At 70.9% G+C, this 18536-nt stretch carries 15 protein-coding genes; 6 read left to right on the top strand and 9 right to left on the bottom strand.

Annotated features, from left to right (window positions below; translation table 11 throughout):
- Window positions 1-38: 38 nt before the first annotated feature.
- The 3 genes from OG584_RS32930 to OG584_RS32920 form a co-directional block, all read right to left on the bottom strand.
- Window positions 39-1136 (bottom strand): calcium:proton antiporter, encoded by a 1098-nt coding sequence (locus tag OG584_RS32930; RefSeq protein WP_405783335.1) that lies wholly within the window; start codon window positions 1134-1136, stop codon window positions 39-41.
- A gap of 81 nt (window positions 1137-1217) precedes the next feature.
- Window positions 1218-2780, bottom strand: coding sequence for an acyl-CoA synthetase (locus OG584_RS32925; RefSeq protein ID WP_405783334.1), 1563 nt, complete (start codon window positions 2778-2780; stop codon window positions 1218-1220).
- Window positions 2780-3886: a nitronate monooxygenase gene (locus OG584_RS32920; protein ID WP_405783332.1), complete on the bottom strand. Its 1107-nt coding sequence runs from the start codon at window positions 3884-3886 to the stop codon at window positions 2780-2782. The genes OG584_RS32925 and OG584_RS32920 overlap by 1 nt, the downstream gene beginning before the upstream one ends.
- A 170-nt stretch (window positions 3887-4056) precedes the next feature.
- Between OG584_RS32920 and OG584_RS32915 the strand changes: the two genes are divergently transcribed.
- Window positions 4057-5895 carry a serine hydrolase gene (locus tag OG584_RS32915; RefSeq protein ID WP_405783330.1) on the top strand — a complete coding sequence of 613 codons (1839 nt, stop codon included), beginning with the start codon at window positions 4057-4059 and terminating at the stop codon, window positions 5893-5895.
- Between the two features lie 76 nt (window positions 5896-5971).
- On the opposite strand, the gene OG584_RS32910 is transcribed toward OG584_RS32915, so the two are convergent.
- The 5 genes from OG584_RS32910 to OG584_RS32890 form a co-directional block, all read right to left on the bottom strand.
- Window positions 5972-8209 carry a tetratricopeptide repeat protein gene (locus OG584_RS32910; RefSeq protein ID WP_405783328.1) on the bottom strand — a complete coding sequence of 746 codons (2238 nt, stop codon included), beginning with the start codon at window positions 8207-8209 and terminating at the stop codon, window positions 5972-5974.
- Window positions 8191-9138: an oxygenase MpaB family protein gene (locus OG584_RS32905; protein WP_405783327.1), complete on the bottom strand. Its 948-nt coding sequence runs from the start codon at window positions 9136-9138 to the stop codon at window positions 8191-8193. The genes OG584_RS32910 and OG584_RS32905 overlap by 19 nt, the downstream gene beginning before the upstream one ends.
- A gap of 88 nt (window positions 9139-9226) precedes the next feature.
- The gene (locus OG584_RS32900; RefSeq protein ID WP_405783325.1) at window positions 9227-11167 is read right to left on the bottom strand and encodes an ABC transporter permease; all 1941 of its coding nucleotides are present in this window, start codon (window positions 11165-11167) and stop codon (window positions 9227-9229) included.
- A gap of 85 nt (window positions 11168-11252) precedes the next feature.
- Window positions 11253-12077 carry a molybdate ABC transporter substrate-binding protein gene (modA, locus tag OG584_RS32895; protein WP_405783323.1) on the bottom strand — a complete coding sequence of 275 codons (825 nt, stop codon included), beginning with the start codon at window positions 12075-12077 and terminating at the stop codon, window positions 11253-11255.
- 95 nt (window positions 12078-12172) lie between these two features.
- Window positions 12173-12568 (bottom strand): molybdopterin-binding protein, encoded by a 396-nt coding sequence (locus OG584_RS32890; protein WP_405783321.1) that lies wholly within the window; start codon window positions 12566-12568, stop codon window positions 12173-12175.
- Between the two features lie 285 nt (window positions 12569-12853).
- Here OG584_RS32890 and OG584_RS32885 point away from each other — a divergent pair, with 285 nt between their 5' ends.
- From OG584_RS32885 to OG584_RS32865, 5 genes are all read left to right on the top strand, one after another.
- A complete protein-coding gene (locus OG584_RS32885) occupies window positions 12854-13273 on the top strand; it encodes a molybdopterin-binding protein (protein ID WP_405783319.1) in 420 nt (139 codons plus the stop codon).
- A gap of 180 nt (window positions 13274-13453) precedes the next feature.
- Window positions 13454-14377, top strand: a complete 924-nt coding sequence (locus OG584_RS32880) for a LysR substrate-binding domain-containing protein (protein ID WP_405783318.1) — start codon at window positions 13454-13456, stop codon at window positions 14375-14377.
- Window positions 14378-14484: 107 nt separating this feature from the next.
- Complete coding sequence (locus OG584_RS32875; protein WP_405783316.1) at window positions 14485-15660, top strand: NAD-dependent formate dehydrogenase; 1176 nt, start codon at window positions 14485-14487, stop codon at window positions 15658-15660.
- A 224-nt stretch (window positions 15661-15884) separates the two neighbouring features.
- Entirely contained in the window at window positions 15885-16877 is a 993-nt protein-coding gene (locus OG584_RS32870) for an XdhC family protein (RefSeq protein WP_405783314.1), read from the top strand.
- A gap of 46 nt (window positions 16878-16923) precedes the next feature.
- Window positions 16924-17679, top strand: coding sequence for an Asp/Glu racemase (locus OG584_RS32865; RefSeq protein ID WP_405783312.1), 756 nt, complete (start codon window positions 16924-16926; stop codon window positions 17677-17679).
- Between the two features lie 113 nt (window positions 17680-17792).
- On the opposite strand, the gene OG584_RS32860 is transcribed toward OG584_RS32865, so the two are convergent.
- Window positions 17793-17936 (bottom strand): hypothetical protein, encoded by a 144-nt coding sequence (locus OG584_RS32860; RefSeq protein WP_405783311.1) that lies wholly within the window; start codon window positions 17934-17936, stop codon window positions 17793-17795.
- Between the last annotated feature and the right edge of the window lie 600 nt (window positions 17937-18536).

Here is an 18536-nt window from a genome sequence, read left to right as displayed (position 1 = left end):
GGCAGCCGACCGGACGTGCCGGCCGACGGCATCCGGTGTCACGGGCTGACGGCCAGGAACACGAACGCGGCGAAGATCGCCAGATGGATGCCGCCCTGCATCAGGGTCGCCCGGCCGGGGACGATGGTCAGGACGCCGACCACCACCGTCAGGGCGAGCAGCACCATGTGGGTCGCTCCGAGTCCGAGCAGCAGCGGTCCGGTGAGCCAGATGGAGGCCAGCGCGATGGCGGGAATCGTCAGCCCGATGCTCGCCATGGCCGAGCCCAGTCCAAGATTGAGGCTGGTCTGGATACGGTCCCGGCGCGCGGCGCGTACCGCGGCGAGCGTCTCGGGCAGCAGCACGAGCAGCGCGATCACCACGCCGACGACGGCATGGGGCAGCCCCGCCGATTCGACGCCCGACTCCAGGGTCGGCGAGATGGCCTTGGCGTTGCCGACCACGGCGACAAGAGCGACAAGAAGCAGCCCGAGGCTCAGCAGGGCGGCACGTCTGCCGGGCGGCGGCGCGTGTCCGTCCTCGTCCTGGATCTCACCCTCCTGGGTGAGCGGCAGGAAGTAGTCGCGGTGCCGCACTGTCTGTACGGCGACGAACAGTCCGTACAGACAGAGTGAGGCGATGGCGGCGAAGGCCAGCTGCGGGCCGCTGAACTCGGCGCCCGGCGTCTTGGTGAACGTCGGCAGGACCAGGGTGAGTGTCGCCAGTGCGGTCACGGCGGACAGGGCGGTGCCCGACCCCTCGGCGTTGAAGACGGCGACCCCGCGGCGTACCGCGCCGACCAGCAGAGACAGACCGACGATCCCGTTGCAGGTAATCATCACGGCCGCGAAGACGGTGTCCCTGGCGAGTGAGGAGTACTTGGAGCCGCCGTCGGCCATCAGGGTGACGATGAGCGCCACCTCGATGACGGTGACGGCCACGGCCAGCACGAGCGAGCCGAAGGGCTCCCCCACCCGGTGGGCGATCACCTCCGCGTGGTGCACGGCGGCCAGCACCGCGCCCGCCAGGCAGAGCGCCACCAGGGCCACCGCGAACGCCGGCAGGTCGCGGCCCCAGCTGAAGATCAGGGCCACCACCGCGATCACGGGGACCGCGGTGGTCCACTGTGCCGCCAGGGCCCGGCTCGGCGCTCTCATGGGGCCACGCTGGCAGAGTTGATCAGGAGCCGCACGGTGAGTGCGCCGGTGCGGCAGGTCGGCAGCGCCGCGTACGAGGGGTCAGACCGCGCGCTCGTGTCCCTCCCAGTACGGTTCGCGCAGCCGCCGCTTGTAGAGCTTGCCGTTGGGGTCGCGGGGCATCGTCTCGATGAAGTCGACGGTCCTGGGGCGTTTGTACCCGGCGAGCCGGGACTCGCAGTGGGCGAGGATCTCGGCGGCGAGGGCCTCGCCGGGCACGACGCCGTCGGCCGGCTCGATGACGGCCTTCACCTCTTCACCCCAGTCGCTGTGCGGGATGCCGAAAGCCGCTGCGTCGGCGACGGCGGGATGGGTGAGGAGCGCGGACTCGATCTCGGCCGGGTAGATGTTGACCCCGCCGGAGATGATCATGTCGATCTTGCGGTCGCGAAGGAAGAGGTAGCCCTCCTCGTCGAGCAGGCCCAGATCGCCGACGGTGAAGAAGTCGCCGATCCGGTTCTTGGCCGTTTTGGCCTCGTCCTTGTGGTAGCTGAAACCGCCGGTGGACATCTTCATGTAGACGGTGCCGAGCTCGCCGGGCGGCAGCCGGTTGCCGTCGTCGTCGTGGATGGCGAGTTCGCTGATGGGCCAGGCCCTGCCCACGGTGCCGGGCTTCTTCAGCCAGTCCTCGGCCGTGGCGAAGGCGCCGCCCCCCTCGCTGGCCGCGTAGTACTCCTCGACGCAGTGTCCCCACCACTCGATCATCGCCCGCTTGACGTGGTCGGGGCAGGGCGCGGCGCCGTGGATGGCATGGCGCATCGACGTCACGTCGTACCGCTCCTTGACCTCGCCGGGCAACGCGAGGAGGCGGTGGAACTGGGTCGGGACCATATGGGTGTGCGTGCACCGGTGCGTGTCGATGCTGACCAGCATCTCCTCGGGCGTCCATTTGTCCATGAGGACCAGGGGGTGGCCGATGTGCAGGGCCGCGCCGGCGAACTGGAGAACGGCGGTGTGGTAGAGCGGCGAGCAGACGAGGTGGACGTTGCCGTCGAAGGGCCTGATGCCGAAGATCCCGAGGAACCCGCCCAGATAGGTCTCCTCCGGCACCTTGCCGGGGAGCGGGCGGCGGATGCCGCGGGGCCGCCCCGTGGTGCCCGACGTGTAGTTCATGACCCAGCCGAGAGTGCGGTCCTGCGGTACGGAACCGGGCTGCCCGCCGGGGAGTTGGGTGTAGGGCCTGAAGCCCGGTATGTCGCCGACCGCGTACCGGTGCGTGGCGGGCAGCCCTGCCTCGTCGGCCGCCTCGGTGGCCGCTTCGGCGAACCGTTCGTGGGCGATGAGGACCTTGGAACCCGAGTCGGCGACGATCCAGGCGATCTCCGGGCCGACGAAGTGGTGGTTGACCGGGACCAGATAGAGCCCGGCCTGCGAGGCGGCGAGGTACGCGGTGAGGAACTCGACGCTGTTGGGCAGGACGACCGCGAAGGCGTCACCGCGCTCGAGCCCCGCGGCGCGCAGCCCGTGCACCAGCTGGTTGACGGCCGTGTGCAGCCGTCCGGCCGACCACTCCTCACCGTCGGGCGCGATCACGACCGTCCGGCCGGGATCGGCGGTGGCCTGGGCCCAGAAGCCGTTGGGGGCGCCGCTGTCCGTCGCTGCCATCAGTGACTCCGTCCTGCGATGCGGTTGATACGGTCGACTGCCCGCTCGAAGCCACGGGTCAGCTCGTCGAAGACCTCCCGCACACCGCGCTCGGAGTTCATCCGGCCGACGATCTGGCCCACCGGGGTGCCGAGCAGCGGGGCGATCTCGTACTTCTGGATCCGTGAGACCGCGTCGGCCACGAGCAGCCCCTGGAGCGGCATGGGCAGGGTGCCGGGTCCGGCGGGGTCGTCCCAGGCGTCGGTCCATTCGGTACGCAGCTGCCGGGCGGGCTTGCCGGTGAGCGCGCGGGAGCGCACGGTGTCGCCCGAGCCCGCTTCGATGAGCTTTCGGGTGAGCGCGCGGGAGTGCATCTCGGCCTCGGTGGTGGTGAGCCAGAGCGATCCGAGCCAGACGCCCTGAGCGCCGAGGGCGATACCCGCGGCGACCTGTTCCCCACTGCCGATGCCGCCGGCCGCCAGCACCGGAATCGGGGAGACGGCGTCGACCACGTCGGGGGTGAGCACCATGGAGGCGATGTCCCCGGTGTGGCCGCCCGCCTCGTACCCCTGGGCGACGACGATGTCGATGCCGGCCTCGGCATGGCGCCGGGCGTGTTTGGCACTGCCCGCCAGCGCCGCGACCAGGACATCGTGCCGGTGAGCGCGTTCGATGACGTCGGCGGGCGGGGAGCCGAGAGCGTTGGCGAGGAGCTTGATCGGGTAGTCGAAGGCGACGTCGAGCTGGTTGCGGGCGACCTGTTCCATCCACCCGGTGATCCGCCAGCCGGACGGCTCGCCTTCGGGGAATTCGGGGACACCGTGCTTGGCGAGGGTCTCGTCGACGAACTGGCGGTGCCCCTCCGGGATCATCGCCTCGACCTCGGCCTCCGTCACCCCCTCCACCTTCTTCGCGGGCATGACGACATCGAGGCCGTAGGGCAGCCCGTCGGTGTGCTCCTGCATCCAGTCGAGATCACGCGCCAGTTCGTCGGGCGCGGTGTAGCGGACCGCTCCGAGTACCCCGAATCCACCGGCCCGGGTGATGGCGGCGGCCACGGCCGGGAAGGGCGTGAAGCCGAAGATTGCGTGCTCGATCCCCAGTTTCTTGCTCAGCTCCGTCTCCATGGGGCGCAGGATGCCTCAGCGGAGCGGCCGAGGGAAGAGATTTTCTGATGCTGTGTCAGATTCTTTGGGGCTCCGGAGACACGCAGTACGAGGGTTGACACCCCCGCACCCATGGCAGAAAGTTTCCGCAGTCGATCGAGGCCCGAAAGATAGTTTCAAGGAGTGCTTGGATGAGCGGCATGGCTGCGGGCGGAGACATCAGCAGGCGACGGATGGGCGGCGGAATGCTGGCCCTCGGCGGAGCAATCGCCCTGGCATCGCTTCCGCTGGGACCCGCTCTCGCAGCCACCGGCCCGGCCGCGGCTCCGGGGTCCGGACGGAACGCCGACCCCGGCGTTCCGGCGTCCGGTCCCCGGCGCACGACGCTCCGGCGCGGTACCGCGGAGCGGGCCGGACTGCTGCCGGGCCCGCTGCGGCAGCTGGTGAGCGATGCCGAGTCGTTCCTCGGGCCCTCCCCCACCCACCCCTGGTACGCGGGTGCTGTGCTGCTCGCCGGACGCGGCGGCACCGTGGCACTGCACGAGCCGATCGGACACGCGGTGCGCTACTCGGCGTACAACGAGGAGTCCGACACCGGTGTGGAGTTCCCCGCGGACCAGCAGATCGCGGCGGCCCGGGACACCCTCTACGACCTGGCGTCCGTCTCCAAACTCTTCACCTCCCTCGTAGCCGTGCAGCAGATCGAGCGGGGCGCGCTGGAGCTGACCGCGACGGTCGCGTCCTACCTCCCCGAGTTCGGCGCGGCCGGCAAGGAGGACATGACGGTACGCCAGCTCCTCACGCACACCTCCGGATTCCGCGCGACGCTGGCGCTGTACAAGGAGCCGACGCGTGAGGGGAGACTGCGGCTGCTGTGGAACGAGGCGCCGATCAATACCCCCGGCACCGCATACCTCTACTCCGACCTCAACCTCATCTCGATGCAGCTGGTCCTTGAGCGGATCACGGGCCGCACGCTCGACGTACTGGTACGCGAGGGGATCACCGGTCCGCTCGGGATGCACCGCACGCGCTACAACCCGCCCGCGGCCTGGAAGCCGGGGATCGCGGCGACCGAGGACGCCAGGCTGCCCTGGTCGGGCCTGGACCGCGGCCTCGTCTGGGGCGAGGTGCACGACGAGAACGCCTACAGTTTCGGCGGCGTCGCCGGTCACGCCGGAGTCTTCTCCTGTGCGTGGGACCTGGCCGTCCTGGCCCGCACCCTGCTGAACGGCGGCGCCTACGGGCAGGCCCGCATCCTCAGGTCCGACTCGGTCGATCTGTTGTTCACCGACTTCAACACCGCGTTCCCCGGCGACAACCACGGCCTGGGGTTCGAGCTCTACCAGCACTGGTACATGGGCGCGATGGCCACCCCGCGCACCGCTGGCCACACCGGTTTCACCGGTACCAGCCTGGTACTCGACCCCTCCACCGACTCCTTCCTGATCATGCTCGGCAACTCGGTCCACCCCGTGCGCAACTGGCGTACGGGGAGCGCGCCGCGCGTACAGGCCGGCAACAGCCTGGCGCGGGCGGTGCCGGTGCGGCCCGCACGCGGGCGTACGGCCTGGTTCTCCGGTATGGCGAGTCCGGCCACGGCCACGCTCGCCCTGCCCGCGGTCACCCCGTCGTCCGAACGGGCCCGCCTGGGCGCCGCGGTGTGGTGGGACACCGAGCCGCGCGCGGATTCGCTGTTCCTGGAAGCGTCGGTGGACTCCGGTGAGTCCTGGCAGCCGGTGCCCTTCTCCACCACCGCCGAGGGCGAGGGCCTCCGGACGCACCCGGCGGGGTCGGTGGACGGCTGGTCCGGACGCGTGTGGCACCGGCTGGATGCGGAACTGGCGGCCTGGCGCGGCAGGGAAGTGCGGCTGCGCTGGCGCTACACCACCGATCAGTTGTACGTGGGCCGCGGGGTGTACCTCACCGGGATCGTGGTCGAGGACAGCCGCCGTACGGTCTTCGACGAGTACCGGGCAGCGGACGCGGACCGGATCGAGGCGGACGGCTGGGCGCGTTCCGCTGACTGAACCGCGGGTGACGCCGGATCAGCGGGACTCAACGCGTGTCCGTCTCCCCTCCCGCTGCCGGGCTCCGCGCTGCGGCTCACAGACCCGGCCCGCTCCGCTGCTGCCGTCGCACGGCGACCTGCCGGTACAGTTCGGCGGCCTCGTCACCGTGGCCCAGTTGCTCCAGGCAGTGCGCCTCGTCGTTGCGGCTGGCCAGCGTGTCCGGGTGGTCGAGTCCCAGCACCCGCTCCCGGGACTCGGCGACCGCCCGGTAGACAGTGAGCGCGTCCGCCCACCGGCCGAGCCACCCGAGTCCGACAGCGATCTCGCGGCGGCTGACGAGGGTGTCCGGGTGATCGGCGCCCAGGGCCCGCTCACGGAGTTCGCAGACCTCGCGCGCCTCGGTGAGCGCCTCGTCCCACCGGGCGAGGCGGCCGAGGTTCACTCCCAGGCCGTGGCGGGCCCGCAGGGTCTCCGGGTCGGACGGCCCCTGGACCCGGGAACGGTCGCCGACCAGTGCGCCGAACCGTTCGAGGGCTTCCTCGCTGCGGCCCAGTCTGCCCAGACTGATGGCCACCTCGTAACGGGTGGCGAGGGTGTCGGGGTGATCGGCGCCCAGCGCCTGTTCACGTGCCGCTGCCACCTCCCGGTAGATCTCCAGCGCCTCCGGCCAGTGCCCCAGCTGTCCCAGGGCATAGGCGACTTCGTACCGGGTCACCAGAGTGTCCGGGTGCGAGGCGCCGAGTACGGCGGCCCGCGCCGCCGCGACGTCGCAGGCCATCCGGTACGAGTCCTCCAGCCGTCCGAGCCTGCTCAGGTTGAAGGCGAGGTTGTGCCGGCAGCGCAGGGTGTCCGGGTGGTCCGGCCCGACGGTGCGCTCCCGCGCTGCCAGCACCGACGCGTAGACCTGGTGCGCCTCGAAGTGCCGGCCGAGCTGTCCCAGTACGTATGCCGTCTCCTGCCGGGCGGCCAGCGTCTCGGGCCGGTCTGCGCCCAGGGCCCGCTCCCGGCCGTCGGCGACCCGGGTGAACTCATGCAGCGCGTCGGCCGCCCGGCCTGTGCGGCTCAGGGCGAAGCCCACCTCGTAGCGGCTGGTCAGGGTGTCCGGGTGATGGGGGCCGAGGACGTACTCACGCTCGGCCGCCACGGCCCGGTGCACCTCTCCGGCCTCCGACCAGCGGCCCAGCCTGCTCAGGCTGAGCCCTGCGTTGTGGCGGCCCGTGAGCGCCGCCACGAGACCGGGCGGCGGCGTGGGCCGCTGCCCGGTCGAAAGGACAGGCACCGCGGCGGTTCCGCGCGGGGCTCCGGCGGTCGTCCACTCGCCGGTGAGTGCTGTCGCCCGGTCGGTCGGGGTGGAGGTGACGGTCCAGGTCCCGGTGGCTTTGTGGCCGGTGGTCATGGACCTGGTCCACGGGGGCAACGGGGGCACCCGCGGGGGAAGTTGCACCGCCGGACCGAGTTCGGCGGTGGCGGACGCCCCGGCGGCGGGTGTCTCCGGACCGAGCAGCAGGCCGAAGGCCCTGGCGTCCGCCGGGCGTTCCTCCGGGGTCTTGGCGAGCAGGTCCAGGACGGCCCGGTCGAGGGACTCGGGCAGTTCGGCGCGGTGGCTTCGAAGTGGCTCGGGCACGGTGTCCCGGTGTCCGACGAGTACCGCCCAGGCATCGTCGAGGTCGAACGGTGGCGCCCCGGTGGCGATCTCGTACAGCACGCACCCCAGGGAGTAGAGGTCGCTGCGGTGATCGACCTCGGTGCCGCCGATCTGCTCCGGCGACATGTAGTGCGGCGTCCCCATGGCGATGCCGGTGCCGGTGAGCCGGGAGGTGAAGCCGATGTCGTGGCCCAGGCGCGCGATGCCGAAGTCGCAGATCTTCACCGTGCCGTCGGTGAGCCGCATGATGTTCGCCGGCTTCAGGTCCCGGTGGACGATGCCCTGTTCGTGGGTGTAGGCGAGCGCGGACGCGACCTGCCGCGCGATGTCGACGACGTCGGGTACGGCCAGTGGACGCCGCCCGTTGGCCGTCAGGAGCTGGCTGAGGTTACTGCCGTCGAGCAGCTCCATGACGAGGTACAGGACTCCCTCGTACTCCCCGAAGTCGTGGACGACGGTGACCCCGCGGTGCTGCAGCGAGGCCGCCACCCGTGCCTCGCGGCGGAAGCGCTCGCGCAGTACCCGGGTGAAGGACTGGTCGTGCTGGGGCCCCAGCGGTTTGAGGCACTTGACGGCGACCTGGCGGCCCAGTGACTCGTCACGTGCACGCCACACCTCACCCATGCCCCCGCGCCCGATCGGTTCGAGCAGCCGGTACCGGCCGTGGATCAGCCTGGTGTCCGCCATCTCGTGCTGTCGCCCCCGTCGCGTAGCTGCGCCCTCCCCGGTCCGTCCAGTATGGCGTCCGGTGTCCGGAGTTTGTACGGTGCCGGGCGGCTGCCCGGCCCCAGGCGTGCCATCGCCCCCAGGATATGGCCAGGTGGCAGCTGCCAGCGCAGCCGGTCCGGGATGCAGCGCAGGGCGTTGCCGGTGACCGTGAGCCGTCGGGTCACCGTCGCCGGGCCTGGTGCCGGCCTTCCGTAGAGCTCATGGGCGTACGCGGGGAGGGCGTCGTACGCGAGAGAGGCCACGTGCCGCCACAGCACCGCGCGGGCCGGGACGAGAAAGGCGGGCACGGGCGGTCTGCGCAGGAAGTCGTCGACCTCGTGGGACTCATCCGTGGCGGCGAGTTCGGGGCGTACGGCTTCGAAGTACGCGGCGAGTTGGGCCCGGTCCGCCGGCACGGCGGCCGGGTCGAGACCGACCAGTCGGGCGCTCTGCCGGTTCTCGTCGATGTAGCGGTCGGCCTGCGCGTCGCTCACGGGGGTGCCGGAGCGGCGCAGGACGCTCAGGTACGAGTCGATCTCGGCACAGTGCACCCAGAGCAGCAGGTCCGGCTCCCCCACCCCGTACCGCTCGCCGGTCACGGGGTCGGTGGCGCCGAGGTGACTGTGGATCCGGCGGACGCGGGCACCCGCCTGCTCGGCTGCCTCGGTGGTGCCGTAGGTGATGGTTCCGACGAAGCCCGCGGTGCGCAGCAGCCTTCCCCAGGCGTCCCGGCGGAAGTCCGAGTTCTGGGTGACTCCCCGGACGGCCCGGGGGTGCAGCGCCTGGAGGTAGAGGGCGCGGACTCCGGCGATCCACATGACCGGGTCCGCGTGTGCCTGCCAGGTCACCGATCCGGGGCCGAAGAGGCCGGGGTCCGGTCCGTCCGCCGTTCGCGGTCCGTCAGTCATGCCGCTCCGCCGCTCGATGTCCGCCGCCGCCCCGGGGCCCGGGTGTGACTCCCAGGGTGACATGTCGCCCGCGGTCGCAGGGAGCCCGCTACAGGGCGACGAGCCCGATCTCGGTTGCCTTCACGCTGCACCACACAGGTGCGCCGTCGGTGATGCCCAGGTCGGCGGCTGCCTGCGGGGTGATTTCGGCGACGATGTCCGGGACCAGGTCCGAGGTGATCAGGACCCGGAGGCGGCTGCCGGCGACGGTGATCTCACGGACGGTGCCCGGCCAGACGTTGCGTGGGCTTCCGGCAGGCCGGTCCTGGTGGAGCGATACGGCCTCGGGTGCGATGATCGCCAGCGCTTGGGACCCTGCCGGGAGCGCCTCCGCCGTGACGAGGCTTCCTCCGGTGGTGAGCCGGAACCCGTCGGCCGTGGTGGTGCCGGGCCAGGCGTTGCGGCCGAGCAGCCGGGCGACCCACGGTGAGCGGGGGTTGCGGGTGACTTCGGCGGGGGTCGCGTCCTGGAGGGTTGCGCCGTCGGCCAGGACGAGGACCCGGTCGGCCAGCGAGACGGCTTCGACGGGGTCATGGGTGACGATCAGGCAGACGCCCCCGAAGCCGGACAGGTGCGTGCGCAGGGTGTGGCGGACACGGGCCCGGGTGGTCTGGTCGAGGGCGGCGAGCGGCTCGTCCAGCAGCAGCAGGCGGGGGCGGGCGGCCAACGCGCGGGCGAGAGCGACGCGTTGTGCCTGGCCGCCGGAGAGCTGAGCGGGCTTGCGGTGGGCGAGGTGACCCACGCCCAGACGGGTGAGCCACTGCTGGGCCGCCGTGCGGGCCTCACTCTTGTGCGTGCCGTGGGCGCGCAGTCCGTAGGCGGTGTTACTGAGCGCGGTCAGGTGGGGGAAGAGAGCTCCGTCCTGCGGGACCCAGGCCACACCGCGCCGGTGCGGCGGCAGGGCGGTGACGTCGGTGTCGCCGAGACGGAGGGTCGCGTGGGCGCGGTCGGTGAGGCCGAGCATGGCGCGCAGCAGCGTGGTCTTGCCCGCGCCGTTCTCCCCTACGACGGCGATGGTGGTGCCCGGATCCGCGTCCAGCTTCAGCTGGTTGAAGCCGGTGACCTCGGCGTGCAGCGGCCAGGACTCGTCGGGCGCCGGGGCGGCCGGCGCGTCCGGGGCCGGTGGAACGGCGGGTGGGGTGTCCGCCGTATCCGCCTTTCCACCGGCGGGGCGGGGCGGCCTGCGGCCGGCGGAGCCCGTCCAGCGGCCGCGCAGGCCGACGAGTACGGCCATGGCGATGGCGAGGAGCAGCAGCGAGACGGATGTGGCGGCTTCCGGGGAGTCCTGGAGGAGGAGGTAGACCTGCAGGGGCAGGGTCTGGGTGACGCCGGGCAGATTGCCCGCGAAGGTGATGGTCGCACCGAACTCCCCCAGCGCACGCGCCCACGCCAGGGCCGCTCCGGCAGCCAGACCGGGGGCCACCATCGGCAGGGTGACCGTGCAGAAGACCCGCAGCGGGGATGCGCCGAGTGAGGCGGCCGTCTCCTCGTAGGAGGGACGGAGCCCGGCCAGGGTGCCTTCGAGACTGATGACGAGGAACGGCATGGCGACGAAGGTCGCGGCGACGATCGCACCTGAGGTGTGGAAGGGCAGGACGATCCCGAGGCTGCTCTCCAGCCACGGCCCGAGCAGGCCGCGCCGTCCGAACCCGAGCAGCAGGGCCACACCGCCCACGGTGGGGGGCAGAACCATCGGGAGCAGGACCAGGGAACGGACCAGGGTCTTGCCGGGGAACTCGACACGGGCCAGCAGCCAGGCCAGCGGCACGCCGAGGAGCAGGGACAGGCCCAGTGCCGCGAAGGACACCATCAGCGAGAGCTTGAGTGCCTGCACGACCGGTGGTGAGGTCAGATGCGTGCCGAGATCGCTCCACGAGGTACGGGCGAGGATTCCGACCAGCGGGAGGAACAGGAACAGGACCGCGAGCGCCGCGGGAAGAGCCAGGGCGAGGGACGTACGCGGTCCGGAGATACGGCGGCCACGGAACATGGGGGCGGGTCCTGAACGTCGGCGCGGGACAAGATGACGCGTGAGGGGCCGTCCGGGTGTCCGGACGGCCCCTGTGCGCCGGAGGTCACGGCTGCTGGAAGCCGGCCTGGCGGAGGAGCTTCTGGGCTTCGGGGGTGGAGAGCCACTTCACGAATGCGGCGGCGGCCTGGCTGTGCTTGGAGTCCTTGAGCGCGGCGGCGGGGTAGGACGCGATCGCGTTCTGGTCGTCGGGGATGGTGACCGTACCGACCTTGCCCTTGGCCGATTCCGCGTCGGTCTTGTAGACGATGCCCGCGTCCGCCTCCCCGAGTTCCACCTTGGACAGGACAGCGCGGACGTTGGGCTCCTGGGAGACGGGCTTCACGGTGAGGTGCTGCTTGTCCAGGACCTCCTTGCTGTACCGGCCCACCGGGACCTCGGGGGCGGCCAGGACGACCTTGAGATCACTCTTGGTCAGGTCCTTGAGGTCCTTGACCTTCTTCGGGTTGCCCTTGCCGGTCGCGATGACCAGACGGTTCTTGGCGATGACGGCCGGAGCGCCGGTGGTGTCGGACTTCAGGCCGTCCATCGTCTTGGTGTCGGCGGTGACCAGGACGTCCGCGGGGGCACCCTGCTTGACCTGTGCGGCCAGCTCCTGGGAACCGGCGAACGAGAAGTTAACCTCTGTGCCCGGGTGTTCCTTCTCGTACGTGGCGCCGGCCGTCTTGAAGACGTCGGTCAGGGAGGCGGCGGCCAGCACTGTCAGGTTGGCCTTCGGCGCAGCGGAGGGAGATGCGGAGGAGGAGGAGCTGGACCCCGTGGTGGAGTCGCTCCTGCTGTCACTGCCTCCACAGGCGGCGAGGACGGGGACGAGGACGGCAGCGGTCACGGCGCCTGCTGCGACGCGGCGCGGGGTGAAGGTGAGTGACATGGGCGGGTACGGCTCCTTCGTCACGGGCTGGTCGCACGCCCCGCTGGTGCGGGGGTGCGCGCACGGCGGCCGCCAGGGGCGGCCCCTGCTTCCGGTCAGGCGCGGTCGATGTGGACGTTGGTGGACTTCACGCGGGCGGTGGCCTGCATGCCGACTTCCAGTTCCAGCTCCTCGGCGGCCTCCCGGGTCAGCAGCGAGACCAGCCGGTGCGGACCGGCCTGGATCTCCACCTGGGCGGCGACGTCGCCGAGCTTGATGGCGGTGACGATGCCCGGGAAGGCGTTGCGGACCGAGGTGTGCGCGTTCTCGTCCTCGGCGACAGCGCCCCGGCCCAGTTCGACAGCGAAGGCCGCCAGGTCACGCCCCTCGATCAGACGACGCCCGGATTCCTCCCGGTGCGTGGAGATCTTCCCGGCGTCCGCCCAGCGACGAGCCGTGTCCGGGCTGACTCCCAGCAGGCGAGCAGTCTGACCAATGGTGTATAGCTGCATATGCACCACATTAGGAACATAAAGCTCTTATCTGCAATCCAGAAGATCACGCCGTTACCTGAAGCAGATGCGAAATCAGGGGCCGGAATACCCCGATGACGCCAAGGAGGAGGTCCCGGAAATCTCGTGACCTTCGGGGCCGCCCCATCTGCCAGGCGTACGGGGCCACTCGCTGGCGTATGCGATGCCCTGCACACGGAGCCCGTTTCAGGGCATTAGCGTGTGATTCACGGCAGGCACACAGCCTGACAAACCCCGCCAAACACCTATGTGAGGTACTCCGTCATGAGCCTGAGCATCCGCAACCAGATCGTCGGCACCGTCACCTCCGTCACCGCGGGCGAGGTCATGGCAACCGTGAAGGTGCGCCTCTCCGGCGGCCAGGTGATCACTGCCGCCATCACGCTGGAGGCCGTCAAGGAGCTCGGGCTCGCCGAGGACTCCTCAGTACGGATCCTCGTGAAGTCCACCGAGGTGTCCCTGGCGACGGGTCCGGTGGAGGGCCTGTCCATCCGCAACCAAATCCCCGGCACCATCACCGACGTCGCCACCGGTGGTGCCATGGCGTCGGTGAAGGTGTCCGTGGAGGGCGGCGAACTGACCGCCGCCATCACCAAGGACGCTGTCACCGACCTGAAGCTGGCCGCCGGCTCGTCCGTCGTCGCGCTGATCAAGTCGACCGAGATCTCGCTCGCCGCGCTCTGACCAGCCCCCGCCGCACGACGGTTCGAGGGCCTCGCACCCGGCTGGGTGCGAGGCCCTCGGCATACGGGGTGCGGTACCCCTTGCGGTTGGCCGCAGTCTCATGTGCCATCGACAGTGCCGACGGAGTGGCAGAGGTGGACGAGACACCGGCCAACAGGCCCCAACGCCTCGGGGGGAACAGTGCTGCGACAGCTGGAGTACCTGGTGGCGCTTGCCCGCGAACGGCACTTCGCGCGGGCCGCCGCCACCTGCTTCGTCTCCCAGCCGTCGCTGTCGGCGGGGATCCGCAAACTGGAGACCGAGCTCGGGGTGCCCGTCATCCGGCGCGGGGCCCGCTTCCAGGGCCTGACCCCGGAGGGGGAGCACGTGCTGGCCTGGGCGCACCGCGTACTTGCCGAACGTGACGCGCTGCGCCAGCAACTTGCCTCGCTGAACGGCGAGTTGACCGGCACACTCCGGCTGGGCGCCATCCCGACCGCCCTGACCGTCACCTCACTGCTCACCGCACCGTTCTGCGAGCGCCACCCAGCTGCGAAGGTGAGTCTGGAATCGCTGTCCTCACGTGACATCAGCCGCCGGCTGGCCGCCTTCGAGATCGACGCGGCGCTGACCTATCTCGACGACGAACTGCTGCGTGACATGCGACGGCTCCCGCTCTACGAGGAGCGGTACGTCCTGCTCACCCCGGCCGACGGGCCGTATGCCGGGAGCACCGAAGTGCGCTGGGCGCAGGCGGCCTCGCTGCCGCTGTGCCTTCTCTCACCGCGTATGCGCAACCGCCGGATCCTGGATGAGAACTTCGCCGCCGACGGCTCGGCGGCGGCCCCGGCCATCGAGTCGGACACCGTGGCCGGCCTGTACGCGCACCTGAATACCGGCCGGTGGTCCAGCGTTATCTCTCATGCGTGGCTGCACATGTTCGGCAGCCCGTCAGGCCTGCGTGTGGTGCGCCTGGCCGGACCCGCACGGGGACCGCGTGTCGGCCTGGCCTTTGTCGCCCAGGACCCCCAACCTGTCATGATCCGGGCCCTGTTGACGGTGGCCCGGGAGGCGGGGGTGCGCGACGCGCTGGACACGCTGCTCCACACCCACCTGGCCTCATAGTCCGGGGCTTACCGCGGATAGAAGAGTTCACTTTGACCACGGCCCGCACGGAGCGGACCGTGAGGGCATTCCCGCACGTCCGCCCTCCCCGACGAGGAGCCGTGACCATGGCCAAGGTGCTCTGCGTTCTGTACGACGACCCCACCGACGGATACCCCACCGCCTACGCCCGTGACGGGCTGCCGCGCATCGAGTCCTACCCCGACGGACAGTCCGCGCCGGCCTCGCGGGGTGTCGGCTTCACCCCCGGACACCTCCTCGGCAGCGTCTCCGGCGAGCTCGGTCTGCGCGCCTTCCTGGAGAGCCGCGGCCACACGCTCGTGGTCACATCCGACAAGGAGGGCGACGGCTCGGTCTTCGACCGTGAGCTCGTGGACGCGGACGTCGTCATCTCCCAGCCGTTCTGGCCCGCCTACCTCACCGCCGAACGCATCACCGCCGCCAAGAACCTCAAGCTCGCCGTCACCGCGGGTATCGGCTCCGATCACGTCGATCTGGAGGCGGCCATCACGCACGGTGTCACCGTCGCGGAGGTCACGTACAGCAACAGCATCAGCGTCGCCGAGCACGTCGTCATGATGACGCTCTCCCTGGTGCGCAACTACTTTCCGTCCCACCGGGTGGTGCTCGACGGCGGCTGGAACGTCGCCGACTGCGTCGCCCGCTCCTACGATCTGGAGGGCATGCACGTCGGTACCGTCGCCGCCGGCCGCATCGGCATCGCCGTGCTGCGCCGCCTCGCACCCTTCGACGTAAAGCTGCACTACACCGACCGGCGCCGGCTGCCCTCCGCCATCGAGGAGGAACTGGGCCTGGTCTTCCACGAGTCGGCGGCCGACATGGTCCCGCACTGCGACGTCGTCACCATCAATGCCCCCCTCCACACGGAGACGGAGCACCTGTTCGACGAGAAACTGCTCGCCACCATGAAGCGCGGCACCTACCTCATCAACACCGCCCGCGCGAAGATCGTCGACCAGGAGGCCGTCCAGCACGCGCTGGAGAGCGGCCGGCTGGCCGGATACGCGGGCGACGTCTGGTACCCGCAGCCCGCCCCCGCCGATCACCCGTGGCGCAGCATGCCGCACCACGGGATGACCCCGCACATCTCGGGATCCTCGCTCTCGGCGCAGGCCCGCTACGCCACCGGCACCCGCGAGATCCTGGAGTCCTGGTTCGACGGGATCCCCATCCGTGACGAGTACCTGATCGTCGCCGGCGGCGCGCTCGCCGGAACGGGTGCCCACTCGTACGCGGTGAACCCCGCAACCGCCGAAAGCTGAGCACACAGCGACGCCGGAACGGGTGGCCGCGCTCCTCCTCGGCGGGGCCACCCCCGCACGGGCGCCAGCGCCCCGGTCCGGTCGCCCACCATCACCCCTCCCGTCGCACCCGGGCACTCTGGCCGGCCCCGGGGGTGCCTGCCCTAAACTGCCGGCCCGGGGCACTTTGCGCCGGCCATGCTGTTCACCGGTGCCGACACGGCACGGAAGGGGAGGGCCAGGACATGCGTGAACTGGCGGACACCGCACAGCGGTGGATCACCGAAGGCCGGTCGGCTGTGCTGGCGCGGCCGATCACCGAGCAGGGCTTCGGCCCCCGCCGTCCGGCCGACGCCGTCCTCATCGACAGCGACGGGCATTGCGAAGGCACGCTGTACCAGGGGTTGTTCGACACCCATCTGGCGGCCGAGGCCGCGGCCCTCGCCCCGGGCCACACGGCGCACGTGTGCCAGGTGTCCGTCCATGACAACGAGGCGAAACAGGCCGGCCTCACCTGCGGCGGACAGGCCGAAGTCCTTCTCCAGCCCCTGAACTCCATTCCCGCTCACTGGTGGGAACGGCTCGACGACGGTGGCGGGGTCGCCCTGCTCACCCGCCTCGACGACCAGCAGACCGAAGCGGCCAGCACCGTCGTCGCCCTCGATCAGCCGGACGCCGCAGCGCCGGCACAGGCGGCCGGACAGGCCCGGCGGCTGCTCGCCCGCCACCGCGCCGGCCGCGAGACGCATTACACCGATGCCGGGCTCGTCCTGATCGAGGCCTTTGCTGCCATTCCGCACCTGGTCATCGTCGGAGGGGGTGAACTCGCCGAACTCCTCTGCGCCCAGGCTCACCTCCTGGGCTGGCACGCCGACGTGGCTCACCACGACGAGGACGCCCAGCGCGTCCTGGCCGACCGTCGTCGCAGCGCTTGTCTGATCGTCCTCAGCCACGAGCCGGATCTCGACATCCCCGCCATGCGCACCGCACTCAGCCTGGGCATCCCCTACATCGGCGCCCTCGGCTCCCGCCGCACCCAGAGCAGGCGCACCACCGACCTCCTCGAGGCGGGCTTCACGGAAGACAGCCTGCGACCCATTCACGGGCCGATCGGCCTTGACCTGGGTGCGCGTACCCCGGCGGAAACAGCGCTCGCCATCTGTGCCGAAATCCTCGGTGCTCTCGACCGGCGTACGGCAGGCGCCCTGCGCGACAGCTCCGGGCCCATCAACACCTGACACGGGTCCAGGTGCCGGAGCACCGAAGGGGTCTAACCTCGCCGGCATGGACCAGCGAGACCCCAGTCGGGATGATCACGGTACTGCGACAGGGCGACATGTCGGCGTGGTCGCCTCCTACGACTTCACGCTCCAGGAGGAGCTGCGCCGCTGGATCCCGCCGGGCGTGGCGTGCACGGTGGCGTACACCGAGGAGGTCGCCTACCGGGACAATCTGGAGCTCGTCTCCCGTCTCGGCAGGCCGGGCATGGCCGCCAAACCGGTCCACGAGCTCGTCGCACGCGGGGCGCAGGCCGTCGCGTACTTGTGCACCGCCTGCACCTTCGTCGACGGTGTGGACGGTGAGCGGGCGTTGCGGGCGGGAATGGTGGAACACGGTGCCAGGCGGGCGCTGACGACCAGCGGCGCCGTCATCGACGCTCTCCACGCCGTCGGCGCCCGCCGTATCGCCGTCATCCACCCCTACCTGGACCCGGTCGATCGTTTGCTGACCGCGTACCTGGAGGCGTCCGGCTTCGACGTCGTGGCGCTCACGGCGCTGGGCCTCGCCACGGTCGAGGATGTCTACGCCGTGGACGAGCGGCAGGTGCTGGGCGCCGTTGCCCGCGGGGACCGCCCCGAGGCCGACGCCCTGTTCGTCAGCTGCACCGCGCTGCCCACCTACGATGCGATCCCCCTTATCGAGGAACGCCTCGGCAAGCCGGTGATCAGCGCCAACCAGGCGACCGTCTGGTCGTTGCTGGGGTCTGTGGGCGAACGAGCGCGGGGAGCCCGCCAGCGACTGCTGGCACGGAATCCCTGACCGGCACGCACGACGCACAAAGGTCCGCATCGGCCGATCACTGCGGCAGTTCGCATTCGGGGCCGATCAGTGAGCGCTCGGCCTGCTTCAGCCGCGTGCCACGGATCAGGATGTCAGTCCAGCGGCTGCTGCGCCGGGAGATCCTTCCCGGCTTCCGGCGACGCAGCGGGCGGTCGGGAGATGAAGTTCTCGAAAGCGTCCATCCCGAGCATCAGCAGCATCATCACGGCGGGGAGACATACGGCTATGAACACCATGGAACCCTCACGGAGATAGTAGGGGCCATCTGTCCTGCACTGCTCCTCAGTGTGCGGCCGAACAGAGCAATGCGCTCGTCGGCCCGGCCGGGGCCGCCCGGACGCCGCGGTGCGCCGGGGGCGGGCCGTGCTGCGCGGCTGGGGCAGCCGCGACGGGCCGGGCACCGCCGGGAACCGGTCGGGTTCCGGCGGGCGGCGGGCCATCGGTCAGCAGAGCGCACTCACCGTTGAGCCGGGCTTCGACGCCCTCGGTCTGCCATGTGGGGCATGGGGCGGGTGGTGAGAAGGGCCGGGGTGACGTCGAAGGCGGCCTGCGCCGACCCGTCCGGCGCCGACACTGCTGCGTTCGGCGGCCAGCACCCCGCAGGTCGCTGTCAGCTCGCGATCCTGATCGGTTCTGGCGCGTTTCGTGGTCACCGGTTTACGGGTCGCCGCCGGCCGAAGGTGCGTGGGCCCGTGAGCAGGCCGTGGGACAGGGCCCCGCAGGCGGTGATGCCGAGGCCCAGGCCCCGGCAGGTGCCCAGGATGTGCTGCTCGATGCCCCGGTACGCCCGGACCCGGCAGCCCATCGGACCACGCCTCCCCAGGCAACCGGCGTCC

Origin of the sequence: Streptomyces sp. NBC_00859 (assembly GCF_045161865.1) — a bacterium.
Taxonomy (GTDB): Bacteria; Actinomycetota; Actinomycetes; order Streptomycetales; family Streptomycetaceae; genus Streptomyces.
This window is presented reverse-complemented; position numbering and strand designations above follow the sequence as displayed.

Bases quoted from the DNA above. Each gene is read 5' to 3' on its own strand.
- OG584_RS32930 (WP_405783335.1), bottom strand. From the start codon at position 1,136: ATGAGAGCGCCGAGCCGGGCCCTGGCGGCACAGTGGACCACCGCGGTC.
- OG584_RS32875 (WP_405783316.1), top strand. From the start codon at position 14,485: ATGGCCAAGGTGCTCTGCGTTCTGTACGACGACCCCACCGACGGATAC.
- OG584_RS32920 (WP_405783332.1), bottom strand. From the start codon at position 3,886: ATGGAGACGGAGCTGAGCAAGAAACTGGGGATCGAGCACGCAATCTTC.
- OG584_RS32900 (WP_405783325.1), bottom strand. From the start codon at position 11,167: ATGTTCCGTGGCCGCCGTATCTCCGGACCGCGTACGTCCCTCGCCCTG.
- OG584_RS32910 (WP_405783328.1), bottom strand. From the start codon at position 8,209: ATGGCGGACACCAGGCTGATCCACGGCCGGTACCGGCTGCTCGAACCG.
- OG584_RS32860 (WP_405783311.1), bottom strand. From the start codon at position 17,936: ATGGTGTTCATAGCCGTATGTCTCCCCGCCGTGATGATGCTGCTGATG.
- OG584_RS32890 (WP_405783321.1), bottom strand. From the start codon at position 12,568: ATGCAGCTATACACCATTGGTCAGACTGCTCGCCTGCTGGGAGTCAGC.
- OG584_RS32870 (WP_405783314.1), top strand. From the start codon at position 15,885: ATGCGTGAACTGGCGGACACCGCACAGCGGTGGATCACCGAAGGCCGG.
- OG584_RS32865 (WP_405783312.1), top strand. From the start codon at position 16,924: ATGGACCAGCGAGACCCCAGTCGGGATGATCACGGTACTGCGACAGGG.
- modA (WP_405783323.1), bottom strand. From the start codon at position 12,077: ATGTCACTCACCTTCACCCCGCGCCGCGTCGCAGCAGGCGCCGTGACC.
- OG584_RS32905 (WP_405783327.1), bottom strand. From the start codon at position 9,138: ATGACTGACGGACCGCGAACGGCGGACGGACCGGACCCCGGCCTCTTC.
- OG584_RS32915 (WP_405783330.1), top strand. From the start codon at position 4,057: ATGAGCGGCATGGCTGCGGGCGGAGACATCAGCAGGCGACGGATGGGC.
- OG584_RS32925 (WP_405783334.1), bottom strand. From the start codon at position 2,780: ATGGCAGCGACGGACAGCGGCGCCCCCAACGGCTTCTGGGCCCAGGCC.
- OG584_RS32885 (WP_405783319.1), top strand. From the start codon at position 12,854: ATGAGCCTGAGCATCCGCAACCAGATCGTCGGCACCGTCACCTCCGTC.